Genomic DNA, 13,677 nt, shown 5'->3' with positions numbered 1-13,677 from the left:
GTATATGCCTGCTGTCGCCAAACCGCCATTACAGGATTGGAATTGATACCGCTGATCTCTCGTTCGTCATGCCCGGACTTGTTCCGGGCATCCACGTCTTTCGTTGCACTGCGATCAAGACGTGGATGGCCGGGGATAAACCCGGCCATGACGGTGAACATGAATGCAAGCGGTCAGCCTAGCAGCGCCTTGAATCGCGCGAGAAACTGCTTTTCGGCGCGCCCGGCCGACCATGGCGTCACATAATCTTTTTCGGTCGCCGCGGGCAGTTTCGGATCGCGGCCGAACAGGCGTTTGGCTTCGGCCTGTGCGAAGCCGGCAAGATGCGTCGCTTCGAGATAGGCCGCGCCCATGTCGGCGGCCTTGATCTGCTGCTCGATCTCGGCCGGCAGGGTCGCGGGCAGGCCGAAGCGGATGTGGATCGCCGACAGCAGCCGCTTCTCGACAACCTTGTATGATCCTCCGATCACCGCCTTGAACGGCGAGATCATGTCGCCGATCACGTATTCCGGCGCGTCGTGCAGCATCGCCGCCAGCCGCACGCGATGATCGACGCGCGGGGTATGCTGACGCAACACGGCCTCGACCAGCAGCGTGTGCTGCGCCACCGAGAAGATGTGCGCACCGTGGGTCTGTCCGTTCCAGCGCGCAACCCGTGCAAGGCCGTGCGCGATGTCCTCGATCTCGATGTCGAGCGGCGAGGGATCGAGCAGATCGAGGCGGCGGCCCGACAGCATCCGCTGCCAGGCGCGTCCCGCCTTGGACGGGGATGGTTTCTTCGTGGTCATTTGGACTTTACGCGCACCGGCTTCTTCAGCTTGCTGCACGTCTCGTGGCAATGGCACGCGACGAGATGGTCGTTGACCATGCCGGTGGCCTGCATGAAGGCGTAAACGATGGTCGGTCCGACGAACTTGAACCCGCGTGCGACCAGCTCTTTCGACATTTTCGTCGAGACCGGCGTCGCGGCGGGGACCGAGGCGGTGGTCTTGAAATTGTTGATCTTCGGCTTGCCGTCGACGAAGTCCCACAGGAAGGCGGAAAAACCCGGACCTTCCTCCATGATCTTCAGATACGCCTTAGCGCTGTTGACCGTGCCTTCGATCTTGGCGCGGTTGCGCACGATCCCGGCGTCATTCATCAGCGCGGCGATCTTCTTGTCGCTGTAGCGCACGATCTTCGACGGCTCGAAATCGTCGAACGCCTTTCGGAAGTTGTCGCGCTTGCGCAGGATGGTGATCCACGACAGCCCGGCCTGAAATCCGTCGAGGATAAGTTTCTCGAACAGTGCGCGGTCGTCGTAGTCCGGCACGCCCCATTCGGTGTCGTGATAGGCCATGTAGAGCGGGTCTTCGCCCGGCCATGGGCAGCGCACCAGCCCATCGTCATGCAGGCGCGCGCTTTTCATGCGGAGGCCTGCTTCGGCGCGGCCTTCACGTCATCAGCTGAGACGAGGCAGATCGGGAGCCCGCCTGCGGTCAGCGGCAATCCGGCCTCGAGTGCATCGGCAACGCGGTCGGTGCGCAGCAGCGCGAGGCCCACGCCGTTCGCCGAGGAGCCCATGGTGCCGACGGCCTTGTCGCCCGCGGTCACCGGCAACCCGATTTCCGGCACCGAGCCGCCGAGCCGGACGCGGACCGTGCGCGTGCGCGCGGTGCCGCGATGCTGCATCCGGGAGACGACCTCCTGGCCGACATAGCAGCCCTTGTCGAAATCGACGCCGTGCAGACGGTCCATGTTGGTCTCGTGCGGGAAGGCGTCGCTGTAGATGAAGTCGACCCCGCCGCGCGGAATGCCGCAGGCGATGCGGTGCGCCTCAAAGGCGTCGCTCTCGGTCACGTCCGCGCCGATGGCGGCCGCTGTTTCGTCGACGAGATCGTCAGGCACGAAAACGCGCCAGCCAAGCTGCGGGTCGCGCGGGTCTTCGAACGCGAGGTCGGGCTTCGTTGCCGGTGTGCCGCCCCAGACCGCCATCACGCCGAGCTGCGACGACAGGTTGTCGACGGCGACTTTCTTCCGCAGCTTGTAGAATCCGAGTTTGGTGGCGAAGGTCTGCGCGAGCGCCAGCGGGCAATCGAACACGAAGCCGCCGCCATGGGCTTCCGGCGCTTCGGTGACAAGAAAATCCACGATGATCTTGCCCTGCGGCGTCAGAAGCGCGCCGAACCGGGCCACACCGGGCCGCACCAGTTCCACATTGGTGGTGATCAGTCCGTCGAGGAATGCCCTCGCATCTTCGCCGCTCACTTTGACGACGCCGCGGTCGGGCAGAAACGCTGCTTTCATAAGGTTTTCTCGGATATTCCCGGCGTTCTGTGGGGATATGCACCCCGCTTGGTTGTTACACCGCAACCTAAGGCGCTAAACTGCCGACAACAAGGCCTGCATGGCCTCCATCCAGCCCCGCCACCAGACGAGTTTCGAGCATTGGCCCAGACATTTGATGTGATTCTAAAATCCGGCAGCGTGGTCAATCAGGACGGCGAGGGGGTGCGGGATATCGGCATCTCCGACGGGCGGATCGCGGCGATCGGGTCGCTCGCTGGGGCGAGCGCGGGCGAGGTGATCGACTGTAAGGGCCTGCACATCCTGCCCGGCGTGATGGACACCCAGGTGCATTTCCGCGAGCCGGGCCTCACCCACAAGGAAGACCTTGAAACCGGCTCGCGCAGCGCGGTGCTCGGCGGCGTCACCGCCGTGTTCGAGATGCCGAACACCAATCCGCTGACCGTGACCGAGGAAGCCTTCACCGCGAAGGTGAAGGCCGGGCATCACCGGATGCACTGCGACTTCGCATTCTTCATCGGCGGCACCCGCGAGAACGTCAATCACCTGCCGGATCTCGAGCGCGCGCCGGGCTGCGCGGGCGTGAAAGTGTTTATCGGCTCATCGACCGGCTCGCTGCTGGTGGAGGACGACGACAGCCTGCGCCGCATCTTCAAGGTGATCCGCCGCCGCGCGGCATTTCACGCCGAGGACGAGTACCGCCTCAACGACCGCAAGCATCTGCGCATCGAGGGCGATCCGCGCTCGCATCCGGTGTGGCGCGACGAGGATGCCGCGCTGATCGCGACGCAACGCCTCGTCAAGCTTGCGCGCGAGACCGGCAAGCGCATTCATGTGCTGCACATCTCCACCAAGCAGGAAATCGAATACCTGCGCGATCACAAGGATGTCGCCACCTGCGAGGCGACGCCACATCATCTCACCCTCGCAGGGCCCGAAGCGTATGAACGGCTCGGCACCAAGGCGCAGATGAATCCGCCGGTGCGCGATGCAAGTCACCGCGACGGCATCTGGCGCGGCATCGAGCAGGGCATTGTCGATGTGCTCGGCTCCGACCACGCGCCGCATACGCTGGAAGAAAAGGACAAGGTCTATCCGGCTTCGCCGTCCGGCATGACCGGCGTGCAGACGCTGGTGCCGATCATGCTCGACCATGTCAACGCGGGACGGTTGTCGCTTGCGCGCTTTGTCGATCTCACCAGCGCCGGCCCGGCGCGGCTGTTCAACATCGCGTGCAAGGGCCGCATCGCCGCCGGCTACGACGCCGACTTCACCGTCGTGGACATGAAGCGCGAGGAAACCATCACCGACAAGTGGATCGCCTCGCGCGCGGGCTGGACGCCCTATGATGGGGTGAAGGTGAAGGGCTGGCCGGTCGGCACCTTCGTGCGCGGCAAGCGCGTGATGTGGCAGGGCGAGGTCGCAACCCCGTCGACCGGCGAGACGGTGCGGTTTCTGGAAACGCTGAAGCCGTGATCTGAAGAGCTACCGAACAACGCCCCGGCAGCGATGCCGGGGTTTTTGTTTTCGCGAAATCCATCAATCAGGATCGCAAAGGGCCTCATTCGACCTCGTCGGTACAAACCTTCATCCGACGCGCGCGTGAAGTGCGTGCCCAGCACCATGATCATCGGCGTGGCCTGCGGAAAATCGTAGATCATCTCGTAGCCGACGCGAATCTTGATTCCAGTCACGTGTTTCCAATCATGTGTGTGAAGGTCATCCCGGCATCGATGCCGGGCCTGGTGTTTTGACGTGTTAAACCAGTGCGATCACCGGCTCCTGCAACGACGTCACCGGAATATTGACTTGGCAAACGAGACCGGCCGGATTGAAGATCAGCCGTGCTTCGCCCTGAAGCTGACCGGGCAGCGCCTGCTCGATGAACGGCTGCCGAAATTCTTCTGCTTCGGTTCGGTCACCGCCGGCCCGCCGCTTTCCTTCCATTCGAGGGCGAAGCGTTCCGCCTCGGCATCGACCGACCATCTGATCGAGACGCGGCCGCCCGGCACCGGCGCGGCCAGACGGTCTGAAGTTTCGCGGCGACAACATGGGCATGAGCTTCGACACCTGCCTGAATGAGCAGTTGCCGAAGCTGGTCGTTTTCGTCCTCGACGTCGCGCAGCGGGGCGAGATGCCGCTCAGTGCTCATGAATTATCCCGTGTTTCGGCCGCGCCTTATGATTTGCGCTTTGCCACAGGCGGCGGGGGCGGATTCAGTTCCGCGATCTTGAGCAAGGCGTCGGCATGGGTGGCATGGGGACCGGTGACGAACGTCCCGCTCATCTTGGTGGTGTACCATCCCGAAACGACGCCAAGCCGAAGCGCCTCTTCCGGTTTGACGTGCCGCGACGACAGCTCTTTCGTTGTCATATCAAGCATGCATAGTCCTCCCGTTCCCGCCGAACGTCTCAATGAAGTTTCAGGATCAATCGTTCGCGGAAAACAATCGAGGTGGAAAACGTAGTCAGCTTTCGCTGTCGACCCGCGCGAAATCCTTGAGGACCGAGGCGACCAGATCGCGGTGGTGCGTATCGTGCACACCCAGCGTTGCGTAATAGAGATTCAGAATATAACGCGCCTTCGCCGCCGCTTCGGGCCACGATGTTGCATCCGTGTCGAGCAACTCCGTCTCGATCTGAAGCTGCCGCTCGCGCAGGACGGCTGCGTGGCTCTCGGCGTCGGCGAGAATGCGCCGCAGTCCCGTCGCCTTCTGCGCTGCCATACCGCGCCGGGAATCGAGATCGACGGGATCGTCAGACATTTGGCGCCACCGCGTCCCGATGCTGCGCGTCGGCAAGATCGACCGAACCGATGGCGATCATTTCCATCGAGTGATGATGCGGCGGTGCGCCCGGCACCATGATCATGGTGGCGACGCGCCGAAAGCTCGGAAAGGAGAGGCCTTCGATCATTTCTTCGTCGGCCACGATCTCGTAAGCGCCGGCCGGAAGCAGGCGTTCAATGCCCTTGATGCGCGCCGGATGTTTGAAGGTGACCGTCTCCCGCCGCGTTCTCGTGATCATGAGAAGCGCTCTGCGGCAACCTGATGGTTTGGCATGGGTTGACTGTGCGCCTTTCCGGCGCGGATAGCTATCGATTTATTGCCCGCAAATCGCGCCAGTTCGTATGAATAAGGCAGAAGTGACGTTGTCACCGGCGGATGATCGTCACGCTGAGTCAACGAAGTTTATCGACGTCGAAGGCCGGCTGATTGCCTTTTTCATCTTATTTCAACAATCATTGAAATATCTCTTGCGCCTGCGATAATATTTCAATAATCATTGAAATATGAACAAGCCGGATATCCTCGCGGCGCTGGCCGCCCTTTCGCAGGAAAACAGGCTGGATGCCTATCGCCTGCTGGTGCAGGCGGGGCCCGATGGAATGCCCGCGGGCGAGATTGCCGCGGATCTCGGCCTGTCTCCCAATGCGCTCACGTTCCATCTCGACCGGTTGCGCGAAGCAGGCCTTGTCACGGTTCGCCGCGACGGCCGTTCGATGATCTACGCGGCGCAATTCGACACTATGAACGGCCTGATCGGATATCTCACCGAAAACTGCTGCGGTGGCGCTGTCGAATGCGCGCCCGCTGTCGCCTGCAAGCCCGTGCGCAAGCGCACCAGGGTATCTGCTTAAAAGAAGGAGCGATCCCATGAAACGTCTGCATGTTCACGTCGCCGTCAACGACCTCAATCAATCGATCGGGTTCTATTCGGCATTGTTCGCCGCGCAGCCTTCGGTCGTGAAATCCGATTATGCGAAGTGGATGCTGGATGATCCGCGCGTCAATTTCGCGATTTCGGCGCGGGGCAGGGAAGCCGGCCTCGATCATCTCGGCATTCAGGTGGAAGACGCAGCCGAGCTGCAGGAGGTTTACGCACGGCTTCGCGTTGCCGGTGGCGAGATTATCGAGCAGGGCGAAACTGCCTGCTGTTACGCGAAGTCGGAAAAATCGTGGATCGGTGATCCGGCCGGCATCTCATGGGAAACTTTCCTCACCAAGGGGGAAAGCACCAATTACGGCGACGGAACAGGCGAGAACGAGGCGCGTATCGCGCATGAGAAGAAATCGGCGTGTTGTGCGCCGGAGATGAAGCCTGCTGCGGCTTCGGCCTGTTGCTAGAGGCGGCCATGTCTGACCATATCTACAACGTCCTATTCCTTTGCACCGGCAATTCCGCGCGCTCGGTGATCGGCGAGGCGATCCTCAACAAGATCGGCGCGGGCAAGTTCCGCGCCTACAGCGCCGGAAGCCAGCCCAAGGGTCAGGTTCATCCGGAGACCATCAAGCTGCTGGAAAGTCTCGGTTACGATACGTCCGGCTTTCGGTCGAAGTCATGGGCTGAGTTTGCCCGTCCCAGCGCGCCCTTGTTCGATTTCGTATTCACCGTCTGCGATAGCGCGGCGGCGGAGTCATGTCCGATCTGGCCGGGGCGGCCGATGACGGCGCATTGGGGCATTCCCGATCCGGCGGAAGCGACGGGCACGCCCGCCGAGATCGCGATGGCCTTCAAGGAGGCCTACCGGCTGCTCAATCAGCGCATCGCAATTTTCGTTGCTCTTCCAATTCGCTCTCTCGACGAACTCGCTCTCCGCAACAAACTGAAGGACATCGGCGAGATGGACGGCGCAACGAAAGCGCCCGAACGGTCCTGATGCCTTCACTCGCACAACGCGCCTTTGTGGAATGGCTCGGCACGGCGTTTCTGCTCGCGGCGGTCGTCGGTTCTGGAATCATGGCGGAGAAGCTCGCAGGCGGAAACGGCGCCGTTGCGCTCCTGTGCAACACCTTGCCCACCGGCGCGATCCTTGTCGTTCTGATCCTGATCTTCGGCCCGGTCTCGGGCGCGCATTTCAATCCCGCCGTGTCGATCGCCTTCGCCATGCGCGGCGAACTGCCGTGGAAGACCGCCGCGCTTTACATCGCGATGCAGGTGATTGGCGGGATCGCAGGCGTGTGGGCGGCGCACCTGATGTTTGAACTGCCGCTCTGGCAGTTTTCGGCCACGGTGCGTTCAGGCGGCGGGCAATTGTTCGCCGAGGGTATCGCCACGTTCGGATTGCTGCTGACGATTCTGGGATGCGTGGCGCGTGCGCCGTCGGCGGTGCCTTACGCAGTCGGGCTCTACATCACCTCGGCCTACTGGTTCACGGCTTCGACGTCGTTTGCCAATCCAGCGGTGACAGTTGCGCGTTCGCTGTCGGATACATTCGCCGGAATCGCACCGGCAGGCGTGCTGGCCTTCATCGCCGCTCAGCTTGTCGGCATGCTTGCCGCCGTCGTAGTGAGCGGCTGGCTGTGGAGGCGAACCACAAAGCCAGCGTAGCCCGGATGGAGCATGGCAATTTCCCACCGTCATGCCGGGATGCGCCCCTTGGCGCAGGCCCGGAATCCATGACTGCGAAAATCACCTGAGTGGCCGTGGATTCCGGGCTCGCACGAAGACGCGCGCCCCGGAATGACGGCGGACTCTCGAAACATTTCGTGATGGGGATACGTATCCCCGCCCTCCAAACCTCTCTTATGTTCGGCATGTCCCGCCCCGTTGATGAGGGGCGTTTCGCGATCGTCACGATACGCGGGGCGGGATGCGGTGGCGCGGCAGCGTCAGGCGCGAACGAGGTTGGCAGGGCGCGTTCCTTGTACAAAGGGCGTGTGAGTCATCCGAGCCAGCGCTGACGAACCACGCTGTGCGCAAGAGTTTAACGTGGCGACACGTTATACGTCCGCGCGTCCGCGCCGGCCCAAGTCGTGTGGTCCTGCGAAATCCGGTCTGCTCTTTTCACCTCCGACCGGAGGAGAAAAGTACCGCGGAGACGACGGCGTCAGCCTGCGGGCGTTGCCGGGGAGAGCACGAAACAAGCCGGAGCCCCACCGCGTGCGGAACGCCGGATGCAAACGGCGTGACCGTGGCGACTACGCTCGTGTGCTTTTCACTTTTGCACACGGGGCTGCGGATGCGCTCGCGCATCCGGCGTTCCGCGCGCCCTCATCGGGTGCAAGGCGCATGAGAAGATCGGGCGCCCCCGCGCCGTCATAACAACAGGGGCGATGACGCGCGTGGTTTGTGCGGGCTGTTTGAAAATTGAATCAGGAGCGACGATGGCGCGCGGCTTACTGCTTGAACTCGACCACCGAGAATTCGCCGCTGCGGATGCGGCCAGCGAGACCTTCGACGAACTTCGCCACGGCGTCCTCGCCATAGGTGCTGACCAGTTCGGCGAATGCGGCGAACAGGCTGGCCTGCGCCAGGCAATCGCCGTCGACACCGTCGTGACGCGCTTCCGCCCATGCCTCGTTGAGGTAATTCAGCGCCGCCCGCTTCTGATCCTGATCCGGCGAAAATCCGTGAGCGGGCGTCCATGGGTAAGGATGCGACATGAAATCAATTTGCCTGTGGAACGCGTCCGGGCGGACTGCACGTTGAAACTGCACAGAGCATTAGCATGCAGGACGGAGCCCGCGAGCCGGTTCTTTAGGAAAGGTTAACGGCGCGAATTCAAGTTATCGCGTTATTTCCGGCATTCCCCTTCGAGCTGCGGCAGACTGTCCACCGGAAATTTAGTTGGCGTAACGCGCCGTCAGGTCCCGGGAGATTTTCGAGCCTTCTTCGAGGTAGCGGCGGATGGCGACATTCGCGGCGGGGGTGCAGGAACGGTAGGTCTGCTGGAACCCGTTATAGCCGCGGTTGAAGCTTGCGATCATCCGGCTGCGGCGGTCGCCTGAAGGTGTCTCGGCATCGACCAGCGCCTGCATTTCGGCGCGCCATTTCTGGCCTTCATTGGTGCCGCAGATCCCCCGCAGGTAATGCAGGGTGCCGAGGATTTCGGCCAGCCGCTGGAGATCGCCGTCGAACGGCGCAGCCGCGTCCTGGGCCCGGACCGGAACCGGCCCGGCCAGTGCCGCCATCAGGAAAACTGCGAAAATCCGCTTCAGCATGAGGGCCGCATATGCCCGTTCAACGGGCCGGAAGCAAGGCAGAGCTAAAGCCCCATCATGGCCGCCGCCGCCCGGATCGTGTCGTTCAGCCCATGGGTGACCGGCAGGCCGTCCACGGCACTCTGGGGCGAGAGCCAGCGGGCGTCGTCCAGTTCGTCGTTGAGCGCGACGTCATTGGCGACCCAGCGGGCGGCGAACGGCAGGATGACGAAATGGCCATGGCCGCCGGTGCGGGGCGGCAGCGCCTCGCGGTAGCCGACAAGGCCCACGATCTCGATCTCGAGGCCGGTTTCCTCCCGGACCTCCCGGGCCAGCGCCTCATGCAGGCTTTCACCGAATTCGACCCGGCCGCCGGGAAAGGTGTAGACGCCCTTGGCCGGTTCGCGGGCGCGGCGGACCAGCAGGATCTTGCCGTCGCGAAAAATGCCGGCGCTAACCGCGAGCCGGGGGCCGGTATGGGAAAAGCCGGTCATGGTCAGCGGTTCATGATCTGGTCGATGTCGTCGGCATCGCTGCTGCTGCTGCCGTTGATCATGGAGCCTGCCAGGGTGACGAGCGGCTTGACCCAGCCCGCGGCCTGTTCGGCCAGGATGGTGCGGGTTTCGGTATGTCGCACCTGGCGCATGGCGTCTCCAACCGTGGTCAGGATCGAGGTCATGGTGGAGGTGATGTTGTCGAATTCGGCACGGACCGCGGGATCGCTGGAATCATAGGCGCTGATGGCAAGGTCGCGGGCCTTGAAGTTGGAGGCCGCGAAATGCTCGCGATAGCTCATCGGCTGCCAGCCGAGGAAGTCCTCGAAGCACTCGGGAATATCGGGGATCATTTCGAGCAGCATGATCGCTTCGTTGAAATGATTCAGGTAATCGGTGGCAAGGCCTGTGCGGGGATTGATGTTGGCGTCGCGCAGCAGCTGGGCGCGGGCGGCCATGTCATCGGCCAACTGGGCGTCTGAAGGGCCGCACTCGTCGTCAGCGGGGGACATGGCGTGGAGGGCGGAATGCGACATCGTGCTGGATGTTTGGGCACCGCAGGTTAAAGGTGGCTGAACAAGTTTCGCTTATATGTCATTTTCCACCGCCACGGCTTCATTTCCGAGTCTTTTTATGTGCGGGCGATACCTGATTACATCATCTCCCGAGGCGCTGCGCCGGCTGTTCGGCTACCGCGAACAGCCGAATTTTCCACCCCGGTATAACGTTGCTCCGACCCAGCCGGTGCCGGTGGTGATCCTTGAAAACGGCGTCCGCCAGTTCCGGCTGATGCGGTGGGGCTTTCTGCCGTCATGGGCCAAGGACCCGCGCACGTTCGCCCTCGTCATCAATGCGCGCGCCGAAACCGTTCTCGAAAAGCCCTCGTTCCGCAACGCCATCCGGCTGCGGCGGTGCATACTTCCGGCGGATGGATACTACGAGTGGAAAACGTCGCCTACGCGCAAGCAGCCGCATCTTATCCGCCGGCGCGACGGCGAACCGATCGGTTTTGCCGGAGTTGCGGAAACCTGGATGGGACCGAACGGCGAGGAAGTCGACACTGTGGCCATCGTCACGGCGGCGGCGACCCCGGAGATGGCGGTGCTGCACGATCGCGTCCCGGTGTCGATTGATCCGCGGGATTTCGATCGCTGGCTTGGAGGCGATGAACTCGATCTCGAGCCCGCGCTGGAGTTGCTGGTCGCGCCGCGGGCCGGGACGTTCGTCTGGCACGAGGTCTCACCCGCGGTGAACCGCGTCGCCAATGACAGCCCGGACCTGATCCTGCCGTGCAGCGACGAGGACATTGCCATCGCCGAGGCCGCGGCCCGCAAGCAACCCAAGGAATCGCAAAGAAAGCTCAAGATCTCCGCACCCGAAGAAGATAACGGGCAGGGCTCCTTGTTCTAGAGGCTCGCTGTTCTAGGGCTGTTTCGCGGCTGTCACGTCTGGGAAAATGTTCAGGGCCGCGTATTGCAGCAGCATGATCGTCTTGGCGTCGACGATGCGGCCATCCGCGATCATGGCGAGTGCCTGGGCGATCGGCAATTCCAGCGTCTCGATGTCTTCGCCTTCGTGGGCAAGGCCGCCGCCGTTTCCGACCTTCATGTCGGACCGATACTCGGCGATGAAGAAGTGAAGTTTTTCAGTGACCGCGCCCGGACTTGTGAAGGCCTCGAAGATCTTCCGGATCGGGCCAAGACGATAGCCGATTTCCTCCTCCGCTTCGGACCGGATGCGCGCTTCAGGCTCGGCATTGTCGAGCGAACCGGCCGGTGCTTCGACCAGCAGGCCGTCATATCCATTGGCATAGGTGGGATAGCGGAACTGACGGATCAGGATCACGGTTTGCTGCGCCAGATTGTAGGGAAGGATCGTCACTCCGTCGCCGCGATCGAAGGTTTCCCGGTGCTGTGTCTGCCATTCGCCGCTGGAGCGCCGCCAGTCGAAGGTCGTTGATCGCAACTTGTACTTGTTGTCTGAGAGCAGGCGGATGTCCTTGATGCGAATGCGGTCGCTCACGCTCATACAGTTGCCCTTAATTCTTGTCGAAAATCGTGATCACGGCGTCATCGGGCGGCCATCAAGCCACTTTGCGTAGATGACACGCTCCTGCTCTTCATAGTCGAGCGTTTCGTAGAACGCCTGGACGCGTGTGTTGTCTGCACGGACCAGCAACTGGAGTTTCTCGATCCCGCGATCGCGGAGCCAGTCCTCGGCTGCCGTCATGATCGCGCGGCCGTATCCTTTTTCGCGTTGATCAGGGTCCACAGCGACATAATAAACCCAGCCGCGATGCCCGTCGTGCCCGACCATCACAGTGGCGGCGATAGTGTTTCCGTCGCGGCCGACAAGAACGTCCGAATTGGGTTTCTTGCGCGCGCGGTCGAGATCGGCTTGGGGTTCGTTCCACGGCCGCGTCAGTTCGCACCGCTCCCACAACGCGACAATCGCAGGGATATCTGCGTCCTCTGCGGGGGTGACCGCGAAGCTGCTCTTTGGCGCGGCCGATGATTCCGTCACAGCACCTTGCCGGGGTTCATGATGTTCAATGGATCGAGCAGATGTTTGATCGACCGCATGATGTCGAGCGCAACGGGATCTTTGACATGCGGCAGCTCATCGCGCTTCAGCACACCGATGCCATGCTCGGCGGAAATCGATCCGCCGTGCTTTGCAACGACCGCATGCACCGCATCGTTCATGTCGTGCCAGCGCGCGAGATATTCCGCCATGTCGGCCCCAATCGGCTGGCTCACATTGTAATGGATATTGCCGTCGCCAAGATGACCGAACGCAAACGGGCGGGCGCCGGGAATGAGTTGGGTCACGGCGGCGTCGGCTTCGCGCAGAAATTCCGGCACGGCGGCGACGGGGACGGAGATGTCGTGCTTGATCGAGCCGCCTTCGGGCTTCTGCGCCGGCGAAATGACCTCGCGCAGTTTCCAGAACGCGTTGCGCTGATCCAAGTTCGCGGCGATCACCGCGTCGTTGACGATGCCGTCCTCCATGCCCTTGCCGAGGATCGCCTCGATGGTGTCGCGGGCGTCGTCGCGCGGCGAGGAGATTTCCATCAGTACGTACCATGGGTGACGGCCGGACAGCGGCGCGCGGATCGAAGGGCCGTGCTTGACCACGAAGTCGATGGCGATCTGCGGGATCAGTTCGAAGCTGGTCAGGCTTCCGGCGGCGATGCTGCGGGATATGTCGAGCAGCGTGAGCGCATCTTCCGGCGAGACAATGGCAGCGAACGCGGTCTCGACGGAACGCGGCTTCGGAAACATCTTCAGCGTCGCAGCGGTGATAATGCCGAGCGTGCCCTCTGCACCAATGAAGAGATCACGCAGATCGTAGCCCGTGTTGTCTTTCTTCAGGCTCGACAGGCCATGCATGATGCGCCCGTCCGCGAGAACGACTTCGAGCCCGAGCACGAGATCGCGGGCGACGCCGTAAGCCAGCGCGGCGATGCCACCGGCGTTGGTGGAAAGGTTGCCGCCGATGGTGCAGCTTCCTTCCGCGCCGAGCGAGAGCGGAAACAGCCGGTCGGCATCGGTCGCGCGCTGCTGTGCATTCGCGAGGATCACGCCAGCCTCGACGGTCATCGCGTTGGATTGCGTATCGACGGCGCGGATCTTGTCTAGACGCCGCGTCGAGACCACCACTTCGCCATTGTGCGGCGTCTGGCCGCCGACGAGGCCGGTGTTGCCGCCCTGCGGCACCAGTGCCGTTCTGGTTTCGGTGGCGAGCTTGCAGATCGCAGAGACTTCCGCGGTCGAGCCCGGCCGCAGAACCAGCGGCGAATGTCCCTGAAACAGGCCGCGCTCTTCCGTGAGATACGGAGCGGCGTCGTGCGGATCGGTCACCGCGTATTTTTCGCCGACGATCGCGGCAAAGCGCGCCAGCAATTCGGGCGACAGAACGGTGGGCGGTGGCTGCACGATATTCATCTTTGTTCTTCTTTGTTGTTCTTCCCAA

20 protein-coding genes and 1 pseudogene are annotated in these 13,677 nt (G+C 62.5%); 6 read left to right on the top strand and 15 right to left on the bottom strand.

The features are described from left to right. Positions 1-173 precede the first annotated feature (173 nt). Genes AC1Q67_RS13350 through ygfZ form a run of 3 tightly spaced genes read right to left on the bottom strand, consistent with a single transcriptional unit; the run spans position 174 to position 2,286 of the window. A complete protein-coding gene (locus AC1Q67_RS13350) occupies positions 174-788 on the bottom strand; it encodes a YfbR-like 5'-deoxynucleotidase (protein ID WP_024576071.1) in 615 nt (204 codons plus the stop codon). Then, the gene (locus AC1Q67_RS13345; protein WP_492235879.1) at positions 785-1,408 is read right to left on the bottom strand and encodes a DNA-3-methyladenine glycosylase I; all 624 of its coding nucleotides are present in this window, start codon (positions 1,406-1,408) and stop codon (positions 785-787) included. The genes AC1Q67_RS13350 and AC1Q67_RS13345 overlap by 4 nt, the downstream gene beginning before the upstream one ends. Further along, positions 1,405-2,286, bottom strand: coding sequence for a CAF17-like 4Fe-4S cluster assembly/insertion protein YgfZ (ygfZ, locus tag AC1Q67_RS13340; protein WP_492235878.1), 882 nt, complete (start codon positions 2,284-2,286; stop codon positions 1,405-1,407). The genes AC1Q67_RS13345 and ygfZ overlap by 4 nt, the downstream gene beginning before the upstream one ends. Before the next feature lie 141 nt (positions 2,287-2,427). On the opposite strand from ygfZ, the gene AC1Q67_RS13335 reads away from it, so the two are divergent. Beyond that, entirely contained in the window at positions 2,428-3,762 is a 1,335-nt protein-coding gene (locus AC1Q67_RS13335; protein WP_492235877.1) for a dihydroorotase, read from the top strand. Positions 3,763-3,875: 113 nt separating this feature from the next. Here the strand turns inward: AC1Q67_RS13335 and AC1Q67_RS13330 are convergent. The 5 genes and pseudogenes from AC1Q67_RS13330 to AC1Q67_RS13310 all read right to left on the bottom strand — a co-directional run. Continuing rightward, a pseudogene (locus AC1Q67_RS13330) lies at positions 3,876-3,971 on the bottom strand (transglutaminase family protein); the annotation flags it as partial. Positions 3,972-4,044: 73 nt separating this feature from the next. After that, a complete protein-coding gene (locus AC1Q67_RS13325; protein WP_492235876.1) occupies positions 4,045-4,233 on the bottom strand; it encodes a hypothetical protein in 189 nt (62 codons plus the stop codon). 231 nt (positions 4,234-4,464) lie between these two features. Next, entirely contained in the window at positions 4,465-4,668 is a 204-nt protein-coding gene (locus AC1Q67_RS13320) for a hypothetical protein (protein WP_024919357.1), read from the bottom strand. Positions 4,669-4,753: 85 nt separating this feature from the next. Next, the gene (locus AC1Q67_RS13315; protein ID WP_492235875.1) at positions 4,754-5,050 is read right to left on the bottom strand and encodes a hypothetical protein; all 297 of its coding nucleotides are present in this window, start codon (positions 5,048-5,050) and stop codon (positions 4,754-4,756) included. Then, positions 5,043-5,312, bottom strand: coding sequence for a hypothetical protein (locus AC1Q67_RS13310; protein ID WP_492235874.1), 270 nt, complete (start codon positions 5,310-5,312; stop codon positions 5,043-5,045). Before AC1Q67_RS13310 ends, AC1Q67_RS13315 begins: the two co-directional genes overlap by 8 nt. Before the next feature lie 265 nt (positions 5,313-5,577). Here AC1Q67_RS13310 and AC1Q67_RS13305 point away from each other — a divergent pair, with 265 nt between their 5' ends. Genes AC1Q67_RS13305 through AC1Q67_RS13290 form a run of 4 tightly spaced genes read left to right on the top strand, consistent with a single transcriptional unit; the run spans position 5,578 to position 7,616 of the window. Continuing rightward, entirely contained in the window at positions 5,578-5,925 is a 348-nt protein-coding gene (locus AC1Q67_RS13305) for an ArsR/SmtB family transcription factor (protein ID WP_024576079.1), read from the top strand. 16 nt (positions 5,926-5,941) lie between these two features. Then, a complete protein-coding gene (locus AC1Q67_RS13300; protein WP_492235873.1) occupies positions 5,942-6,412 on the top strand; it encodes an ArsI/CadI family heavy metal resistance metalloenzyme in 471 nt (156 codons plus the stop codon). A gap of 8 nt (positions 6,413-6,420) precedes the next feature. Next, positions 6,421-6,945: an arsenate reductase ArsC gene (locus tag AC1Q67_RS13295; RefSeq protein ID WP_492235872.1), complete on the top strand. Its 525-nt coding sequence runs from the start codon at positions 6,421-6,423 to the stop codon at positions 6,943-6,945. Continuing rightward, on the top strand, positions 6,945-7,616 hold the full coding sequence (locus tag AC1Q67_RS13290) for an aquaporin (RefSeq protein WP_492235871.1): 672 nt from the start codon (positions 6,945-6,947) through the stop codon (positions 7,614-7,616). Before AC1Q67_RS13295 ends, AC1Q67_RS13290 begins: the two co-directional genes overlap by 1 nt. Positions 7,617-8,404: 788 nt before the next feature. Here AC1Q67_RS13290 and AC1Q67_RS13285 read toward each other — a convergent pair. The 4 genes from AC1Q67_RS13285 to AC1Q67_RS13270 form a co-directional block, all read right to left on the bottom strand. Beyond that, positions 8,405-8,671: a hypothetical protein gene (locus AC1Q67_RS13285; protein ID WP_024576083.1), complete on the bottom strand. Its 267-nt coding sequence runs from the start codon at positions 8,669-8,671 to the stop codon at positions 8,405-8,407. 180 nt (positions 8,672-8,851) lie between these two features. After that, the gene (locus AC1Q67_RS13280; protein WP_024576084.1) at positions 8,852-9,229 is read right to left on the bottom strand and encodes a TIGR02301 family protein; all 378 of its coding nucleotides are present in this window, start codon (positions 9,227-9,229) and stop codon (positions 8,852-8,854) included. Positions 9,230-9,273: 44 nt separating this feature from the next. After that, positions 9,274-9,702, bottom strand: coding sequence for an NUDIX hydrolase (locus tag AC1Q67_RS13275; RefSeq protein ID WP_492235870.1), 429 nt, complete (start codon positions 9,700-9,702; stop codon positions 9,274-9,276). Between the two features lie 2 nt (positions 9,703-9,704). Continuing rightward, complete coding sequence (locus AC1Q67_RS13270; protein ID WP_492236454.1) at positions 9,705-10,214, bottom strand: hypothetical protein; 510 nt, start codon at positions 10,212-10,214, stop codon at positions 9,705-9,707. A 121-nt stretch (positions 10,215-10,335) separates the two neighbouring features. Here AC1Q67_RS13270 and AC1Q67_RS13265 point away from each other — a divergent pair, with 121 nt between their 5' ends. Continuing rightward, positions 10,336-11,112, top strand: a complete 777-nt coding sequence (locus AC1Q67_RS13265) for an SOS response-associated peptidase (protein ID WP_492235869.1) — start codon at positions 10,336-10,338, stop codon at positions 11,110-11,112. A gap of 12 nt (positions 11,113-11,124) precedes the next feature. Here AC1Q67_RS13265 and AC1Q67_RS13260 read toward each other — a convergent pair whose 3' ends face one another. Genes AC1Q67_RS13260 through AC1Q67_RS13250 form a run of 3 tightly spaced genes read right to left on the bottom strand, consistent with a single transcriptional unit; the run spans position 11,125 to position 13,649 of the window. Beyond that, a complete protein-coding gene (locus AC1Q67_RS13260) occupies positions 11,125-11,730 on the bottom strand; it encodes a GDP-mannose pyrophosphatase (RefSeq protein ID WP_492235868.1) in 606 nt (201 codons plus the stop codon). A gap of 33 nt (positions 11,731-11,763) precedes the next feature. After that, positions 11,764-12,225, bottom strand: coding sequence for a GNAT family acetyltransferase (locus AC1Q67_RS13255; RefSeq protein WP_492235867.1), 462 nt, complete (start codon positions 12,223-12,225; stop codon positions 11,764-11,766). Next, positions 12,222-13,649, bottom strand: a complete 1,428-nt coding sequence (locus AC1Q67_RS13250; RefSeq protein ID WP_492235866.1) for an FAD-binding oxidoreductase — start codon at positions 13,647-13,649, stop codon at positions 12,222-12,224. The genes AC1Q67_RS13255 and AC1Q67_RS13250 overlap by 4 nt, the downstream gene beginning before the upstream one ends. Positions 13,650-13,677 lie beyond the last annotated feature (28 nt).

The sequence above is a fragment of the Afipia sp. GW823-FHT06G09 genome (genome assembly GCF_058794875.1).
This window is presented reverse-complemented; position numbering and strand designations above follow the sequence as displayed.